Annotated in this window: 15 protein-coding genes; 5 read left to right on the forward strand and 10 right to left on the reverse strand. The window is 44.4% G+C overall.

Annotated elements, in window-relative coordinates; genetic code table 11:
• Genes AS158_RS08480 through AS158_RS08495 form a run of 4 tightly spaced genes read left to right on the forward strand, consistent with a single transcriptional unit; the run spans position 1 to position 2,731 of the window.
• Positions 1 to 459, forward strand: coding sequence for a diacylglycerol kinase family protein (locus AS158_RS08480; RefSeq protein ID WP_008191972.1), 459 nt, complete (start codon positions 1 to 3; stop codon positions 457 to 459).
• On the forward strand, positions 422 to 1,456 hold the full coding sequence (locus AS158_RS08485; RefSeq protein ID WP_165304851.1) for a chemotaxis response regulator protein-glutamate methylesterase: 1,035 nt from the start codon (positions 422 to 424) through the stop codon (positions 1,454 to 1,456). Before AS158_RS08480 ends, AS158_RS08485 begins: the two co-directional genes overlap by 38 nt.
• Before the next feature lie 13 nt (positions 1,457 to 1,469).
• Positions 1,470 to 2,285: a M23 family metallopeptidase gene (locus AS158_RS08490; protein WP_165304852.1), complete on the forward strand. Its 816-nt coding sequence runs from the start codon at positions 1,470 to 1,472 to the stop codon at positions 2,283 to 2,285.
• Positions 2,282 to 2,731 carry a DUF523 domain-containing protein gene (locus AS158_RS08495; protein ID WP_165304853.1) on the forward strand — a complete coding sequence of 150 codons (450 nt, stop codon included), beginning with the start codon at positions 2,282 to 2,284 and terminating at the stop codon, positions 2,729 to 2,731. The genes AS158_RS08490 and AS158_RS08495 overlap by 4 nt, the downstream gene beginning before the upstream one ends.
• Positions 2,732 to 2,870: 139 nt before the next feature.
• Here AS158_RS08495 and AS158_RS08505 read toward each other — a convergent pair whose 3' ends face one another.
• From AS158_RS08505 to AS158_RS08555, 10 genes are all read right to left on the reverse strand, one after another.
• The gene (locus tag AS158_RS08505) at positions 2,871 to 3,965 is read right to left on the reverse strand and encodes a glycerol dehydrogenase (RefSeq protein ID WP_004083283.1); all 1,095 of its coding nucleotides are present in this window, start codon (positions 3,963 to 3,965) and stop codon (positions 2,871 to 2,873) included.
• 286 nt (positions 3,966 to 4,251) lie between these two features.
• Positions 4,252 to 5,142, reverse strand: a complete 891-nt coding sequence (locus tag AS158_RS08515; protein WP_004083291.1) for an AEC family transporter — start codon at positions 5,140 to 5,142, stop codon at positions 4,252 to 4,254.
• A gap of 13 nt (positions 5,143 to 5,155) precedes the next feature.
• Positions 5,156 to 6,142, reverse strand: a complete 987-nt coding sequence (locus AS158_RS08520) for a Gfo/Idh/MocA family oxidoreductase (protein WP_004083301.1) — start codon at positions 6,140 to 6,142, stop codon at positions 5,156 to 5,158.
• Positions 6,136 to 7,353, reverse strand: coding sequence for a Gfo/Idh/MocA family oxidoreductase (locus AS158_RS08525; protein WP_165304854.1), 1,218 nt, complete (start codon positions 7,351 to 7,353; stop codon positions 6,136 to 6,138). Before AS158_RS08525 ends, AS158_RS08520 begins: the two co-directional genes overlap by 7 nt.
• Before the next feature lie 17 nt (positions 7,354 to 7,370).
• Complete coding sequence (locus AS158_RS08530; protein ID WP_165304855.1) at positions 7,371 to 9,365, reverse strand: FAD-binding protein; 1,995 nt, start codon at positions 9,363 to 9,365, stop codon at positions 7,371 to 7,373.
• Positions 9,362 to 10,669 carry an NADH:flavin oxidoreductase gene (locus AS158_RS08535; protein WP_038051441.1) on the reverse strand — a complete coding sequence of 436 codons (1,308 nt, stop codon included), beginning with the start codon at positions 10,667 to 10,669 and terminating at the stop codon, positions 9,362 to 9,364. Before AS158_RS08535 ends, AS158_RS08530 begins: the two co-directional genes overlap by 4 nt.
• A gap of 11 nt (positions 10,670 to 10,680) precedes the next feature.
• Entirely contained in the window at positions 10,681 to 12,651 is a 1,971-nt protein-coding gene (locus tag AS158_RS08540; protein ID WP_165304856.1) for a methyl-accepting chemotaxis protein, read from the reverse strand.
• Positions 12,652 to 12,678: 27 nt separating this feature from the next.
• Complete coding sequence (locus AS158_RS08545) at positions 12,679 to 13,497, reverse strand: carbohydrate ABC transporter permease (RefSeq protein ID WP_165304857.1); 819 nt, start codon at positions 13,495 to 13,497, stop codon at positions 12,679 to 12,681.
• A gap of 6 nt (positions 13,498 to 13,503) precedes the next feature.
• Entirely contained in the window at positions 13,504 to 14,361 is an 858-nt protein-coding gene (locus tag AS158_RS08550) for a sugar ABC transporter permease (protein ID WP_165304858.1), read from the reverse strand.
• A gap of 61 nt (positions 14,362 to 14,422) precedes the next feature.
• Positions 14,423 to 15,694 (reverse strand): ABC transporter substrate-binding protein, encoded by a 1,272-nt coding sequence (locus AS158_RS08555; RefSeq protein ID WP_008192027.1) that lies wholly within the window; start codon positions 15,692 to 15,694, stop codon positions 14,423 to 14,425.
• Positions 15,695 to 15,933: 239 nt separating this feature from the next.
• Here AS158_RS08555 and pelA point away from each other — a divergent pair, with 239 nt between their 5' ends.
• Positions 15,934 to 17,037 carry a pectate trisaccharide-lyase gene (pelA, locus tag AS158_RS08560; protein ID WP_241241275.1) on the forward strand — a complete coding sequence of 368 codons (1,104 nt, stop codon included), beginning with the start codon at positions 15,934 to 15,936 and terminating at the stop codon, positions 17,035 to 17,037.
• Positions 17,038 to 17,135: the final 98 nt, after the last annotated feature.

Consider the following 17,135-nt stretch of genomic DNA (forward strand, 5'->3'; position numbering starts at 1 on the left):
TTGAAATCCTTCAAAAACGCCTTTGAAGGAATAGAAAATGCCTTAAAACTGGAAAGAAATCTCAAAATACATTTCTTCATAGGGATCGTTGTGGCTATTTTTTCTCTCTTTTTGCCGTTGAGTGCGAATGATCTTTTGTGGATATACTTTGCCATATTCTCTGTCATTGGAGCGGAGCTTCTCAACACGGTGGTGGAAAAATTTCTCGATCTTTTCTTCAAGGAGTACAGTGAATCGGTAAAGCTCGTGAAAGATATAGCGGCCGGTGTGGTTCTCTGGTATTCACTTTTTTCAGTGGTTGTGGGTATTTTGATACTGGGAAAAGCTCTTTTCTCCTGGGAACCTTCGTTTGCCAAGTTCTTCGTTTCTGGTGTTTTGATATTCTTTCCTGTAATCTCTTTTTCCATGAGGAGGTACAGAAATGACAGACAGGGTGATAAGAGTACTGGTGGTAGATGACTCGGCGTTCATGAGGATGGTACTCAAAGATATCATAGATTCTCAGCCAGACATGAAGGTAGTGGGATTCGCTAAAGACGGTTTGGAAGCCGTTGAAAAGGCTGTAGAACTCAAACCAGACGTCATAACCATGGACATCGAAATGCCGAATCTGAACGGAATTGAAGCGCTGAAACTCATCATGAAAAAAGTCCCCACACGAGTCATCATGGTGAGCAGTTTGACGGAAGAAGGCGCGGCGATCACAATAGAAGCTCTCAGAAACGGTGCGGTGGATTTCATCACCAAGCCGCACGGTTCGGTTTCTCTCACTTTCAGACAAGTTGCCCCGGAACTTCTGGAAAAGATCAGACAGGCGATGAACGTGGATCCACGCACTCTCCTCTTTAAGCCGAAGGTTTCACGGCTCACCATAACCAAACCAGCTGTAAGTGGGAAAATCGTGGTTATAGGTTCCTCAACCGGAGGGCCCAGATCGCTCGATATGATCATCCCAAACCTTCCGAAAAACTTCCCAGCTCCAATAGTTGTGGTCCAGCACATGCCTCCTGGTTTCACAAAATCGCTCGCAATGAGGCTGGATAGCACCTCTGAACTCACCGTGAAAGAGGCCGAAGATGGAGAAGAGGTCAAGCCCGGTTTTGTTTATATCGCTCCCGGGGACTTTCACCTTGGTTTGAAGGCCCAGAACGGCAAGGTTTTTTTCTTCCTGGACAAGTCTGATAAAATAAACAACGTGAGGCCAGCGGTGGATTTCACCCTCGACAAAGCAGCGGAGATATACAAATCCAAAACGATAGCTGTGATTCTCACGGGTATGGGCAAAGATGGCACCAAGGGAGCATTCAAGGTCAAGTTTTACGGTGGAACGGTAATAGCCGAGGACAAAGAAACATGTGTCGTCTTTGGAATGCCCAAATCGGTGATCGAGGAAGGTTACGCTGATTACGTCCTTCCGGCCTATAAAATACCTGAGAAGCTGATAGAACTCGTATGAAAGGATGAGGAGGATGAAGAGAGGCTTCTTTTTGCTTTTTCTGGTTGTCTTTTTCGTGTACGGATTTTCATCCTACTTCCTGATTCATTACAAGGTCCAGAAGAACGACACCCTTTACAGTATTTCCCTCAACTTTGGGATTTCCCCCTCTCTCCTTCTTGACTGGAATCCCGGACTCGATCCTCACAGCCTCAGAGTGGGGCAGGAGATCGTAATTCCTCAGCCGCCTGGCTACCTTTACACAGTGAAAAAAGGAGATACCCTCGATGCTATTGCAAAAAGGTTCTTCACAACCGCTACTTTCATAAAGGAAGCGAATCAGCTTAAGTCTTACACCATATATGCGGGACAGAAGCTGTTCATACCTGAAAGTATCATTGGAAAGGCGTTCAACGACGAGAAATTTTTCATCTGGCCTGTTTATGGTGTCATTTCCTCCGGTTTTGGCTGGAGGATTCACCCCATAACCGGGAAATATTCCTTTCACTCAGGAGTTGATATATCGGCACCGGAGGGTACACCCATATTCGCCGCCGAAAGCGGAGTGGTGGAGTTTGCCGGGAAAAACGGTGGGTACGGCCTCATGATAAAAATAAAATCCGCTTCTTACGAACACATATACGGGCATCTTTCCCAAATAGATGTCTACGAGGGTCAGTACGTAAAGAAAGGTCAGATAATAGGAAGGGTGGGAAACACCGGCTTGAGTACAGGGCCTCACCTTCATTTCGAGGTTAGAGTGAATGAGAAAGCCGTGAATCCGATCAATTACCTGCCAAACCAGATCTGGGTGTTGAAAAAAGAGCTCATAGGAACTGGTGGAGAATGAAGATCCTGGTAAGCGCGTGTCTTCTGGGACTTCCCACAAGATACGACGGGCGTTCGGTGGCAGATGAAAGAGTTCTTTCGCTGCTGAAAAGGCACGATCTGATACCTGTTTGTCCCGAGCAACTTGGTGGTCTTCCAACCCCAAGGCCCCGGTGTGAGATTTATGGAGGCTGTGGATGGACCGGGAAGGAAAGAGTTCTCGATGAGTTTGGAAGCGACAGAACTGAGAATTTTTTGAAAGGCGCGGAAACCACCCTCAAGGTTGCTCGCCTTCTGAAAGTAGACCTCGCCATTCTGAAATCTAAAAGTCCCTCCTGTGGAAAAAAATTCGTCTACGATGGAAGTTTTTCCGGAAGATTGGTTCCGGGAAAGGGAGTTACCGCTTTCGTTCTGGAAAGAAACGGTGTGGAGGTACTGGACGAAACAGAAATACCAGGTGATTTGTAGAACTGGGATTTGTCAAAGAAATTGGAGTAGATAAACTCCATGGACAGATTCGCTGATGAGTATGCGGACTCCCTCAACCTTCTGAGAAAGCGTCTGATTCTTGCAGCAGACAACAACAAGACTAAAAAAAGAAGAAAGGTCAAGTGAGGTTTTTTCTCATCCTTCCGTACCTGTCTGCTGCTTTTAGGGCGAAAAACACATCCTTTGATGTCACAGGTTGGGGTTCGTTGTGTATTGTTTCATTCTTGTCACAGGCTTTCTCAGCCACTTTCATCAGATCCTCGTCCGAAACACCATCAAGTCCTATCTCTGCCAGAGTAGTGGGTAATCCCACTTCTTCACAGAAGGAGTAGACCTCTTCGATCATCTTTCTGGGTTTGTCAGTCAAAAACAGTGATGCGAGAACTCCTATGGCCACTTTTTCCCCGTGTAAATACTTGTGGGTATTTTCCAGAACGGTGAGACCGTTGTGAATAGCATGTGCAGCTGCCAGTCCTCCACTTTCGAATCCCAGACCACTTAAAAGGGTGTTCGCCTCAACGATTTTTTCAAGGGCAGGTGTGACAGACTTTTCCTCCACCGACCTTTTCGCAAGTACACCGTATTCTAGAAGTGTCTCATAGCAAAGTCTTGCGAGCGCGTAGGCTGTCATCGAACCAAGTCTTCCCGTCATATTTGGAGCGTATTTCTGTTTACAAGATTCTGCCTCAAACCACGTGGCAAGGGCATCTCCCATTCCGGCAACAAGAAACCTCGCGGGGGCTTTCGCCACAATCTCCGTGTCTACCAGAACGACATCTGGATTCCTTGGCAAAAACAGGTATCTTTTGAATTCCCCGTTTGGTGTGTAAATCACGGAAAGGGCGCTGCATGGAGCATCTGTAGAGGCAATAGTTGGAACAATCACAACAGGCTTTTTCAACTTATAGGCGACCGCTTTAGCGGTATCGAGTGTTTTTCCGCCACCTATGCCCACCACCACGTCTGTTTCTTCTTCAACAAGACCTGAAAGTCGCTCTATCTCTTCGTCTGAACACTCTCCACCAAAGATCTGTTTGTTTACCCTGACTTTTGTGAAAGAGCTGAAGAAATTTTCTCCTAGCACGTTTTTGTCCACAAAATCATCGATCACCACAAATGCCCTTTCTCCAAAACGAGAAAGTTCTTCTTCTAGAATGTTGATAGCACCTGCCCCCTGAACATATCTACCTGGAAATATGGTGGTTGTTATCATGATTATCACCTCCTACCATTATTATCAACCTTAATTGTTAAATTTTTCACGAAGTATAGAAAAATTTTTATTAAGACTTGCAAAGAGGACTCCATCTTCTACAAGGTGCTTTAATGTTAGAGAATGGACGTGAACCGCATGTGGAGCGCATCACGATAGAAACAGGAACCGTCCGAGTTCATGCCCGTGGACCGTGCTCTGGCGGCGGCTCCCGAAAAGGGTCTACGATCTATCACGGGTCGAAGCGGAGAGCCTTGCCTTCTATGGAGCAGGGTAGTTCACAATATCAACCAAATATACTCTCTAGGATGACAGCCCAGACAGGAAGAGTAAAGATGGCAAAGAAAGTGGTGAGAGTAACACCATAACTCACTGTTTCACTATCGCCACCGAGGGCGGAGGTGAGAACCACTGCGTTCACAGCAGCAGGCATCGCGGTTTCCAGCACGAAAACCTTGGCTGTGAGTCCTTCAAGACCGTAAATCAGAGCGAAAACCAGTGCAATGAGGGGGGCAAGGAAGAGCTTATTCACAACGATGATCCCGCCAATCTTTGAAAGATGTCTTCCCAGTTTCAGTTTGGAAACAGACAATCCCACGTAAATAAGAAGGTACGGTATGGCAGATTGCTTCAACATCAAAATAGCATTTACAAGCCATTCGGGAAGTTCCCGAAAACTCCAGCCCAATTTTCCAGTTAGAAATCCAGCAACCAGAGCGTATACGTAGGGAAGTTTGAACAGATTTTTGACATTCACCTTCTCGCCAAGGAACATAGGGAGAACGGCGGAGAACATGATGATGTTCAGGGTGGCGTAAACAACTCCGAGAGAAAGTGCTTCTTCTCCCCACAAAGAAAGAAGGATAGGATATCCCAAATAGCCAACGTTTGCGGTAACTGCGGTGACGTGAATCACTTCTTTTTTCTCCTTGAAGAGTCTGGAATAAAGATAGAAGATAACAAAAATAATAGCCACTCCAAGTCCGAATTCTCCAAGAGTTGAAAAACTGGGAGTGTACTCGTTTATGAAGGTAAACGTTACCGTTGGAACCATGACCCAGATTGCAACTTTTGAAGCAAGACCCATTGTTTCTTCAGAAAAGATTTTCCCCACTGTGTAGCCGATGAGTATGATGAGAAAAGACGGGATTATCGCCGAGAACGTCGTGTAGAGCATTCTTTTTCCTCCTTCAGATCAGAACGATCTGCCCTGTATCTGCTGAAAGTCTTGCTTTTAATGCGATCTCGGTGGTGAGAATGGAGTCTTCCGGTGTTACCATACACTTTCCTTGACCACGAATTTCCCTCAAGAAATCTTCGAAAATCTGCCCTTTTTCAACGAGTGGTACTTCTCTGTGTCCTTTCTCGTCAGTGAGAAACACTCTTTCATTAATGACCTCTACGATTCCTCTGGTTCCCACTATTCTCATTCTGTCGTCGTCGTGGGTAGGGGCACCCTGGGGTCTGAGATAATCTATGGAAAGAGAGGCGAAAACCTCGTTTTCCAATGTGAAGTGGCAGAGTGCTGTCGTTTCGAGTTCTCCATGGCCTGAATTGTGAAGACGTGAGTGAGTAGCATAAACGGAGAGAAATTTTTTTCCGGTGATCCAGTGGATCCAGTCAATCGCGTGTATTCCAACCCAGGGAATGGTCCCTCCGTATGTTTCCCTCTTTTTGTAAAAATCTGGTCTTTGTCCGAGTTTGTATGACTTCTGTGTGTTCACAAGTCTGATTTCACCCACAGCACCTTCACTGACAAGTTTTTTGGCGGTGAGAAAATGTGGCCGGTATCTAATACCAAACATGGCTGTGAAGAAAACCTCGTTCCTCACCTTCTGATAGACAGACCTGATCTTTTCCAGATCTTCAAAGGTGGTAGCTATAGGTTTCTCTACGAAGGCGTGGATTTTCCTCTCTAAAGCTTCTAGCAGGATCTTTCCGTTCAGAGAAAAAACGGTATTTATAACCAGAATATCGGGTTTTTCTTTTTCTAACATTTCCCACCAGTTGTTGTATTTCTTCGGTTTTATGTTCATTTCAGATATAGCTTTTTCCAGCTTTGACAAATCTTCTTCTGGTACCCCTGGTGCGATCCCGGTAATGGAACACTCCTCGTCGAGTCCTTCTAAAGCATATCTGAAATGACCAGAGGAGCCAATTACGCATATCTTCAGCATGTTATCTCCCCTTCGAGCCCCTCGAAGTTTTCAAGCTTTACTTCTTCACCACGCTTCGCCCACGGTAGATTCAGTTCAGAAAAGATTTTTTCCTCCTCGTAGGCTCTCTCCATGGCCTCTTTTAATCCTTCTACCCAAATCATAGGAGGTTCTCCCTCTACTCTTTTCAGTTCTGTTGGAAAATCCTGGATTTCTTTCATGGAAACGTGTGCTCCATTTATAGCAATTGTGTGGGCCATGGCCGATTCAAGGGTACAGATGAATTCCTTTCGCCCCCTCGCTGCATCTACCACAACCCAGAGTTTTCTCATACTACCATGATCTGTTGGACCGTAAATCTCTTTTCTACCATCTTCATAAACAACGAGAAGATTCTCTTCACTTTCAGGATATTCCGGGTAATTACATATGACCCGGGCCTTTTCAAATCTGTATTCAAAAACAGGTCCTTTACGTTCTTTTACAGCGTGTGTTGCGAAGAAAAGAACGGGTATCTTTCTCACAGTCATTTTCAAAGCACAAGTGTCGAAACTTTCTATGTCGTTGGCTCTGTAGAGTTCCGCAACCATACTTTCAGGATACGCACTTTCTTCCATTTTTTCGCCCAGCAAGAAAAGCATGTTGTGCAGAAAGTGTGCTGTAGCGTTTCCTGCCACACTGTCTAAAACCCATCGATTGTTCACCTTCAATTTTCCTGCCCAGGAGTTTCTTCTGTAATAAGCCGTATCTCTTGGCCAGAGGACAAGAGTTTTAAAAAGAACCGGCTTTCCAAATTTTCCAGCGAGAATATCCTCCTTGAGCTTGAGAACCGCAGGATTGTAGGACCACTGATAACCTATCGCTACGATCTTTCTGTATTTTTCTCTGCATTCGATCATCTTTTTTACTTCCTTTACAGTAGCCGCAGCGGGTTTTTCACAGAGCACGTGACTTCCGTTTCTGACTGCCGTGCAGGTTTGCTCGCAGTGATAATGGATAGGAGAAGAAATGATAGCAAGATCCGCTGTATGGTGAGAATAAAATTCTTCGAGTGTACTGTACATAGGAACATTTAACGAACGAAGTTCATCGTAGAACCTGCTATTCTGTGGATACGGATCCACTACACCAGATATTCGAACACCTTTTTCTCTTCCTTCTCTCAGTATGTACTCTACATATTTGTTGCCGTAACCTCCGATACCCACGAGAACCACAGAGATTTCTTTCATGAGTCGTTGCCTCCTTCTCATCTGAAAACTTCTCTCCTCATGAAGCTGTTCCATACCGTTTCGAACCAGGTATCTTCCCTTGGAATTTCCTTCACAGGATCCCAGAAAAATTCACACTTGTTTTCTTTGTAACGAACTCTCTGAATTTTCTTGTTGAAGGATTCGCCAGCCAGGCTGTATCTGAACATCTCTGGTAGATTCGGGACGGGAAGTTTTCCAGTTGAGTCGTGAACAATGTAAGAACCTCTACTCTTTCCACCCGATTCTATGTAATTTTCAACCGCTGAAAGATACACGTATTGTGCGAGAAGAACGTCGTAGAGTCTGAATGCGAAAGGAAGCTGTCTTATAGAGGAGAGTTCTACTTTTTCAATCAGATTATTGAAATCCCTGATGGCCTCGTTTTTACCTTTTCTCGCTTCTTCAAGGGATCTCACTATACCCATACTTCTCATGGAACGCTCGCTTATCTCTTTGAGAATGGATAACACATTGGATTTTCCAGTAATTCTTTTCACAAAACTTTCGCCTAGTTCAATTTTTTTGAGGATTTGATCTTTCGCCTCTTCCAGAATTTCCTCTTCACGCAGAGGATCACCGGAGTAGTTCTCTACTATGTACTGGGCGGCCCTTACTCCTCCAACCTGTCCAGAGTTCAGAGCGCTACCCCCGGGTCTGTATACTCCATGGGATCCGTTCACTTCTCCCACTGGGAAGAAATGTTTCAGATTGCTTTCCCACCAGATGTTTCCGTGAAGACCTCCGTTGTTGTGCTGCGCACAGACTCCGATTTCTAAGTATTCTTTTCTCAGATCTATTCCGTGCTGTAAATAGACTTCTATCGCGGGTCTGTTCATTTTTTCAAGCCTGTCTATGGGTCGACCAAAGAGAGCACCTGAATTTTTCAGGTATTCGTACGCTTCTTTTCCAAGAAGGGAGAAGTCCAGTTCTCCGTTTTTACTTCCCCAACCTGGGTTTTTCGTGAAATCCAACCAGACTCTTCTACCTTTGATCACTGTCTCGTAGAACACAAGAATGTCTATCAAAGAGGAACCGTAGTTTTTTATCTTTCTCACATCGAACGGCCACTGATAACCTTTCAAGAAGATAGCGTTTAGCATCGTGGAAGGATCCGGGAAGTACTCTTCAAGGAACTCTCTTTCGTCGTTTCCATTTTCATCCGTAGAAACGTACCTCGGTATAACCTGTTGATAGGTACCAGACAAATTCCATCTGAACTTTTTGGAAGCGATTCCAAACTGCCATTCCGTCAGATTCTTTCCCATAACTCCCGCTTCGAAAGCGATACCCGTGGCTCCAAAATGAACAGGAGGATAAACCGAGTGGAAATAGAACATTCCCGCAGGTCCACCGGTTGCATAGATTATGTTTTTCACGTTGAAGAGAACGTATCTCTTTTCCGGATCATCGATATTGTTCAGATCGAGTGCGATGAGGCCAATTGTTTTCTCTCCGTTCCTGTCTGTTAATATACCAATCACTTGGTAACCTTCAAGGATCTTTATACCCTTTCTTCTAATCTCCTCCAGAAGTTTTTCGCACATGTAATAGGAAGTCAAAGGACCTGCAGAGGTAGCACGCTGTTTGGGATCATGATCTGTCTTGTATCCAACGTACTCACCGTACCTCGAGTGGGGAAACGGGACTCCAAGTTCCACGAGCCTGAAAAACGCCCGGGCCGAAAGAGCAGCTTCAACGAGCGCGATGTCACCATCCATACTTCCTCCATTGAACAATGTTTCAGCAAGCTCATAAACGGAATCAGGTACATTACCTGCAAACGTGAGCTTGTAGTATGTTTGCTTGTCAGAGCCAGTGTTTCTGGATGTTCCCCATTTTAGGTTGTCAGTTAAAAGTGCCACATCTTTCTGACCAAAGGAGAAAACCCTATCTACCGCATTCAAACCTGCAGCACCAGAACCTATCACGATCGTATTGAGAGAGAAAATTCTTAGGGTGTGTTCATTTAACTTAACAATCGACTCTCTCATGATTTCTTGTTCTCCTCCATCTTTCTGTATATGGGAAGGTACACTTCACTGTCTCTGACAACGCAACCACAGCTTTCTCCCGCGGCTTTCAGTTCTGCACATTTGTTACAGGTGATACAGACCTTCTTCGGATCGAGTTCCCCCTTTGTCAGTATGTCTTTTGGATAGTCTGGATAAGCGAATGTCATTCTTCCAAAACCCACAAGGTCGCACCAGCTGTTCTTCAGCATACCGGCTGCAACGTAGGGTGCGAACTGTCTGAACCAGGTGAAGCCGCTCGCAACAACGAGCGTTCTTGAAAGAGTTTCTTTGGCCAGTTTCGCCAGGTTCAGAAGTCTCATGGCTCCAACGATGGGATGCTCAGGGGGATTGTACTTTCCCATTTCATCATACGGTCTGTTTATATGAGGTTTCAGATACGGTGTGGAAGCGGTCACGTTGATTATTTTCACACCGAGTTCTTCCAGTTCTTTCAGAAGTCTTCCAGGTTCTGTGAAATCGAGTGTTCCTTCTTCTGTCGATCCCCATCCGTATGGGTAAGGAATGAAGTCAGAAAGGTTCAATCGCACGGTAATATCTATTTCGACTTCCTCTCTAACGAGTCTTACGATGTCTTTCAGAAGTTTTGTTCTGTTTTCGTAGGAACCCCCATATTTTCCCTCGCGTGTGTGTGCTGCAAGTAGTTCGGAAAGAAGGTATCTGTGACACGCTTTGATATCAACCGCATCGAATCCAGCTATTTTTGCGAATTTTGCAGCTCTCAGGTACTGTTCTTTCAAGCTGTCCAGTTCTTCATCGGACATGAGGGGGAAATCTTCTGTTATACCGTATTTTTCATCCAAGAATTTATCGTGGAAGAGAATCTTTCTGTTCTTTCCAAATCTTCCAGGATGGGTAAGCTGGGCTACAACGTACGGTTCAAAGTTGTTTGTTTTCAAGGAAGCACTTTTTATCTCTGCAACAAAGCTTCTGAAAGAGTTCACAGTTTCTTCTGTTAACATTAGTTGTCTGTCGTTTCCCCTCGCTTCCCTAGAAATGGCGATGGCTTCCACCCATATCACACCAGCTCCACCTTCGGCGAGTCTTCTGTAACGTCTCAGTGTGAGGGGACCAGGGGTTCCATCGAGCTGTGCGTCGTTTCCTTCCATGGGTTGATCAACGAACCTGTTCGGTATTGTCTTTAAACCAAGATCAACAGGATCTCTGAAAACATCGAAATCATCCAACAGTGGAAGATCCATTCCCAACGTAATAGCTTCCCAGCGCATCTCTTCGAGTGTTCTGTATTTGAACCTTTTTTTCACTCAGATTCACCTCACACTTTGAACTTCTGAACGAGTGCTGAGAGCTGTTCAGAAAGCTCAGACAGTCTTTCAGCGGCCTGAAAGACCTTGGCAGCAGATTCGGTCTGATCTTCTATGAGAGACTCCATTCTGTTTAGACTTTCCACAACTCCTTCGACTATCTTTGTGACGTTGTCCATAGCGCTTGCCATTTCTTCTGCAGCCGCTCCCTGCTCCTGCGCAGTGGCAGCTGTGTTCTCTATCATGCTGTTGATCTCTTCTATCCTTCCAAGGATCTCCCTGAACCTCTTTGTGACTTCTTCTCCCATCACCGCTATCTCGTCCACTCCTTCGAACATCTCTTTCGAGCCGTTCTCCACGTGTTCTATCGTTGCCCTCAAACTGCTCAACATCTTCGCTATGTCTTCTGTCGCCCTCTGGCTCTCTTCTGCAAGTTTCCTTATCTCGTCTGCCACAACCGCAAAGCCCCTTCCCGCTTCCCCAGCTCGAGCTGCTTCTATCGCTGCATTCAAGGCAAGTAGGTTCGTCTGCTCTGCTATCGAGCTGATCGTGTCCACTATCTCTCCTATCGTCTTGGCTGAGTCAACGAGTTCTCTCAGGTAGTCCCTCTGTCTTTCTGCTGACCCTTTGAGTTTGTTTATGACTCCTCCCACCGCTTCTACTCTCTCTGTTCCTTCTCTTGCCGCTTTCGTCACCGCTTCTGATCTTTCTGTCAGATCCTGGGTGATCTTTGAGATGTTCTGCGCACTCGCTGCCACTTCTTCTACCCCACTCGTCACTTCTGTCAGAGCACTGCTCATGTTGTTCGCCTCGTCCAGTATCTTCTTGGCTTCTTCGTGCAGGTTCTCTGACATCTTGTGGCTCTCTTCTGAGAGAACTTTTATCTCTTCTGATGCTCCGCTAAGCTCTTTCGAAGCTTCTATGATGCTCACTATCATCTCTTTGAGTGATAGTACCGCTTCTTTCAGGCTCTCTTCTATCTGGGTCAGTTCATCTTTCCCTTTCGCTTCGAACTCTACTGTCAGGTCCCCTTCTCCGAATCTCTTCACTTTCTCTACCTGCTGCCTCATTCTCTTCACTACCGGCATCATCGAAACAAACAACACCGCAAAGATCACTCCGCCAAACACTACATACGTCACTATCGTCCCAAAGGTCGCTTTCCTTCCTTCTGCAAGAAGTTCATCCAGGTACCCCGTCGAGAAGATGTAGAAGTCGTATCCGGGCACTTTTTCCCACACGGTGTATTTCTTCTCTCCGTTGTATTCGTACTCTACGTATTTCTCTCCACCTTTCTTTGCTTCCTCGAATGCTCTCTCAAAGTCTCCAAGCTCCTTCACGTCTTTCATGAAGTTTCCCATGTCTTTGTGAATCAGTACTTTCCCGTCGCTTGTGACAAGAAGCCCGTAGCCGCTCTTGCTCGCTTTCCCTTCTTCTACAACTGCCTTCCAGAGATCAGAGTTTTCGGAAAGATTTATTCCAAAACCCACAATCCCGGTACGGGTATTCATAGTTTCTATGGGAACCACTACGGTCAGGACGGGCGTTCCCTGAAAGGTTTCTGGTATCAAAACGTAATCTTTGTTTTCGACCAGTTTAACGTACCTCTCATATTTACTGTAATCTTCTCTCACCGTTCTTTCTTTGGTAACAGTGGCGGCACTTTTGTTCAGGGTAAGGACAGCAAAACCAAAAGCAAAAGTTCCCTGATCTTTCTCAACAGTTGGCTTCATCTGATTCGCTATCATGAATGCCTCAAAAAATTGCGAACCAAGATAGGTGGCAGCTGCTTTTGATATGTTTGTGATGTTCACGATTTTTTCGGAAATGAATTTTGAGAGAGCACTCGTTTGGTTTGATATGCTTTCTTTAACAGTGTTAATTATCGATGTAGAGACATTATTGTAGAGGAAACCAAAGCTTATGATCAATCCAGATGCGAGGACTAACATTATAATTAAGACTTTCAATCTCAAAGACATACTTTCTCCTCCCTTCCAGAGTTTTATTCAGTATTTCAATCCACCTGCCATTATACCTCTCATGAAGAATCTCTGGAAGAGGAGGAAAATAATCAAAGTAGGTATTATTGTCAAAGTTGAGAAGGCCAGAATCACGTTCCATGGAGTTCCGCCGTATTCTCCCTGTATAGTTGCGAGAGCAAGCTGGAGAGTGTAAAGACTTCTTTTGTTGACAACAAGGAGTGGAAGAACAAAATCGTTCCATCTCCAGGTGAAAGAGAAAATCGAAAGAGCAGCTACCAGTGGCTTCGAGAGCGGGAAGACTATTCTCCAGAAAATTTGCCATTCATTTGCTCCGTCGATTTTGGCACTTTCCAGTATTTCATCAGGAATTTCCTTCATGTATTGTATAGCGGTGAACATGCCAGTGGGGGTATAAACTGCTGGTATAATCAATCCCCAGAGACTGTTTATGAGTCCCAGGTTCTTAATCATGACAAAGAGGGGAACCATGATAACCTGTGCTGAGACAAACAGTGTCATTACAACAACTCTGTTGAGGACTATTTTTCCGAGAAAGGTACCCTTGGCGAGGCCGTATCCTCCCATTACACAAACTACGACAGTTATTACAGTTGCTACGATTGCGACGAATAGAGTATTTTTGAGATAGGTCAAAAGGTCTTGCCCTTGGATGGCTTCTTTATAAGCCTTCAAGGTGAATACCTTAGGAATTATGGTTGGGGGATAGGAATAGATCTCACCCAAACTTTTGAAAGATGAAATGATAGCATAGTACACAGGTAACATGTAAAGAATGAGGAGCGTTATGAGAAAAAACCATTTTATTATAGAAGATATTTTCATCTCTTCTCACCTCGATTCTCTAATTCTTAGAGATATCATAGCTATTACGAAGGATATAAGTAAGAAAACGACAGAAAGGGTGTATGCATAACCTATTCTGAACTGGGTGAAGGCAGTGAGATAAATGTAAAGAGGTGTGACAGTTGTGGCATAACCGGGACCTCCACCTGTCAAAACATATATAGTCGCAAAATCTCTGAATACATGCGCAATGGACGTGACAAGGACCAGAAGATTGGTATTTTTCAAAAGAGGAAACGTGATTTTCCAGAATATCTGCCATCGATTTGCACCATCTATCATGGCTGCCTCATAATATTCATTTGGAATGTTTTGCAGACCTGTTATAAACATCATCATAAGTAACCCCGTCATTCCCCAGGTTCTGACAAATACTATGGACATAGTAGCAGGTGTGGGAGACAAGAGCCAGGGTACAGGTTTCAATCCTACAATTCTGAGCAAATAGTTCAGCAATCCTGTGTCATAGGAAAGCAACCATTTCCACATGGTCGTTCCCGCCACAGCTGGCATCATGTAAGGCCAGTAAAAGAGTGCTCTTAACACCTTCGAAGATGTTGTCTCTCTGTGAAGAGCAAGTGCTAAAAAAAGTGGTATAAAGAATGTGAAAGGCACTGTGATGATCAGTAGTTTGAGTGATATAAGAATAGAATTCCAAAACATTTTGTCTTTGAACATCATCAGAAAGTTTTTGATGCCGGCAAACTGAGGGGGAGATAGTAAATCCCAATTGTAAAAACTCATAACAAAAACACTGACGATGGGTATCAGAACGAAAAGACTAAGGAAAACAAACGCGGGTATGACGAATATGAACCTGCTCTTTACCAGCTTATAGAACATCAAATTACCTCCTCAGTCTTTTGTGTTTTGTGAAAAAGGAGGGGGTATTCCCCCTCCGGGATTATTTCTTTCCAACTTCTGCTACTATTTTGTCGTATTCATTCCGAAGCACCTTTATAACATTGTCCACTGTCGTTTGTCCGGCTACCAGAGCAGACATCTGACTGACTATTGGAGACTGTAATCTGGACCAGACAACAGAATTTCTTATGGTGACAACCCATTCCGGTGTGTTGTCTATCATATCGCCACAGACTTTCTGAACCTGATCCATGATTGGATTTCCATATTCCACATGGTGATTTTTGTAGGCAGACATATGAAATGTAGTCTTCAAATAGATGTCATAGCCGAAACCTTTCCAGCCAGCCCACAGCGCGAATTTAGCAGCTGCTTCTTCTCTGGCTTTATCACCCGTTTTGAAAGCACCGAAGAACCTTCCACCTTCGATACTCAGCCAGTACATATCTTTTGGAAGATAAGCTGGCACAAAGTTTTTACCTTCGATTGAAAGAAGATCGGCTGTGCTCCAGCTTCCAGCCCACAGAACTGCTGTCAATCCTCCTCCAAATGCCATGTTTGGATCCTGAGCAGAGATCCATTCGGCGGGAACCATGAGACCTTCTTTAAACATGTTTACAAAATCCTGAAGCAGCTGTTTTGCTCTTGGATCCTTATCCAGTGTAAAATCGAGATTTTCATCAATTATTTTGACTCCTCTGATCGCCATGTATGCGAACAATCTTTCGGCAGTTCTCTGCATAGAGAGAGCGTAAGGAATACCGTTCGCTTCTTTCACTTTTTTCAAAGCCAAAATGAATTCTTCCCATGTCCAGGGTTCTTCTCTTCCTCCAAAAGGTGGATAGGGGACGCCTGCTTTTTCGAAATAATCTTTGTTTACCCAGAGACATTGTGCTGTGAAATGCAAAGGAACATATTTGATTTCTCCATCGTTTGTGGTTATACGATTTCTTACAACATTGTAGAGAGATTTTAGGAAATCATCAGGTGTGATTCCGAGATACTTTTGAATGTAAGGCCTCAGATCGAGCATGTATTGCATGTATCCAGGTGCATATGGATATGTAATCGTCACAAGGTCCGGGAGATCACCACTCAGTATTCCTAATCTTATTTTCTGCTCATAAGAACTGTAAGGAACATCCACAAGTTCGATCTCGACATCTGGATTCAATTTCTTGTATTCGGCAACTACTGCTTCAAGACCCTTTCTTTCGGTACCTCCTCCACACCATATGGTGAGTTTCACGGCATTGGCCAGTACCGGTAAAAGTATCAAAGAGATCAAAAGAACAAGCTTGAGTTTCCGCATAACTCTCCCCTCCTGACATAGGATTTGATGTCTGATACTTCAAAGGGATTTTATCACTGAGTTTTCACCTGTGTCAAGTTCAATTAACTTGAAACACAATCGATTATGAGAGGTTAGGAACAATTATGCCTAATTATTGTATATGTTCTTATGAAACCAAAATATTGACTCGAGTTGAAAAAATGTGGTAACATCACTGACGTGAAAATTTGAAACATCAGATATCTCAGTAGGGAGGGATGCTCATGAGGTTTTCTCGTGTGGTTTCTTTAGTATTGCTTCTTATTTTCACAGCTGTTCTAACTGGTGCTGTAAAAGCTTCTCTCAATGACAAACCTGTGGGATTTGCATCCGTGCCGACGGCGGATTTACCGGAGGGTACAGTTGGTGGACTAGGTGGTGAGATCGTTTTTGTCAGAACAGCGGAAGAACTGGAGAAATACACAACAGCAGAAGGAAAGTACATAATAGTCGTTGATGGAACGATCGTTTTTGAACCAAAGAGAGAAATTAAAGTTCTTTCAAACAAAACGATCGTGGGAATAAACGATGCAAAGATAGTCGGTGGTGGCCTTGTGATAAAGGATGCCCAGAATGTGATCATAAGAAATATTCATTTTGAGGGTTTTTACATGGAGGACGATCCTCAAGGTAAGAAGTATGATTTCGACTATATCAATGCAGAAAATTCTCATCATATTTGGATCGACCACTGTACCTTTGTCAATGGCAACGATGGTGCAGTGGATATTACAAAATACTCAAACTATATCACTGTTTCATGGTGTAAATTTGTGGATCACGACAAAGTCTCCCTCGTTGGTTCCTCCGACAAAGAAGATCCTGAACAGGCAGGGCAGGCTTACAAGGTCACGTACCACCATAACTACTTCAAGAACTGTATCCAGAGAATGCCCAGAATTAGATTTGGAATGGCACACGTGTTCAACAACTTCTACAGCATGGGTCTGAGAACAGGTGTCTCTGGAAACGTCTTTCCAATTTACGGTGTTGCCTCAGCGATGGGAGCGAAAGTCCATGTTGAAGGAAACTACTTCATGGGATACGGTGCTGTGATGGCAGAGGCGGGAATTGCGTTCCTTCCCACCAGAATCATGGGTCCCGTGGAAGGTTATCTGACGCTCGGTGAAGGAGATGCAAAGAATGAATTTTACTACTGTAAAGAACCTGAAGTGCGTCCTGTTGAGGAAGGAAAACCCGCTCTCGATCCACGCGAGTACTACGATTACACGCTTGATCCAGTTCAAGATGTTCCAAAAATCGTTGTAGATGGAGCAGGAGCAGGGAAACTGGTGTTTGAAGAACTAAATACGGCTCAGTAATTATCATCAACCAATCCGTTAACATTTGGAGGGGGGAGACCCCCTCTTTGTATTTGAACCATTACCCGGAATTTAGAGGAGGTGCACACATGCCTACC

It is taken from the genome of Thermotoga sp. 38H-to, assembly GCF_011057665.1.
Classification (GTDB): Bacteria; Thermotogota; Thermotogae; order Thermotogales; family Thermotogaceae; genus Thermotoga.

Excerpts from the sequence above, each read along its gene's own strand:
- AS158_RS08485 (WP_165304851.1), top strand. The coding sequence starts at position 422 with ATGACAGACAGGGTGATAAGAGTACTGGTGGTAGATGACTCGGCGTTC.
- AS158_RS08490 (WP_165304852.1), top strand. The coding sequence starts at position 1,470 with ATGAAGAGAGGCTTCTTTTTGCTTTTTCTGGTTGTCTTTTTCGTGTAC.
- AS158_RS08495 (WP_165304853.1), top strand. The coding sequence starts at position 2,282 with ATGAAGATCCTGGTAAGCGCGTGTCTTCTGGGACTTCCCACAAGATAC.
- AS158_RS08505 (WP_004083283.1), bottom strand. The coding sequence starts at position 3,965 with ATGATAACAACCACCATATTTCCAGGTAGATATGTTCAGGGGGCAGGT.
- AS158_RS08515 (WP_004083291.1), bottom strand. The coding sequence starts at position 5,142 with ATGCTCTACACGACGTTCTCGGCGATAATCCCGTCTTTTCTCATCATA.
- AS158_RS08520 (WP_004083301.1), bottom strand. The coding sequence starts at position 6,142 with ATGCTGAAGATATGCGTAATTGGCTCCTCTGGTCATTTCAGATATGCT.
- AS158_RS08525 (WP_165304854.1), bottom strand. The coding sequence starts at position 7,353 with ATGAAAGAAATCTCTGTGGTTCTCGTGGGTATCGGAGGTTACGGCAAC.
- AS158_RS08530 (WP_165304855.1), bottom strand. The coding sequence starts at position 9,365 with ATGAGAGAGTCGATTGTTAAGTTAAATGAACACACCCTAAGAATTTTC.
- AS158_RS08540 (WP_165304856.1), bottom strand. The coding sequence starts at position 12,651 with ATGTCTTTGAGATTGAAAGTCTTAATTATAATGTTAGTCCTCGCATCT.
- AS158_RS08545 (WP_165304857.1), bottom strand. The coding sequence starts at position 13,497 with ATGAAAATATCTTCTATAATAAAATGGTTTTTTCTCATAACGCTCCTC.
- AS158_RS08550 (WP_165304858.1), bottom strand. The coding sequence starts at position 14,361 with ATGTTCTATAAGCTGGTAAAGAGCAGGTTCATATTCGTCATACCCGCG.
- AS158_RS08555 (WP_008192027.1), bottom strand. The coding sequence starts at position 15,694 with ATGCGGAAACTCAAGCTTGTTCTTTTGATCTCTTTGATACTTTTACCG.
- pelA (WP_241241275.1), top strand. The coding sequence starts at position 15,934 with ATGCTCATGAGGTTTTCTCGTGTGGTTTCTTTAGTATTGCTTCTTATT.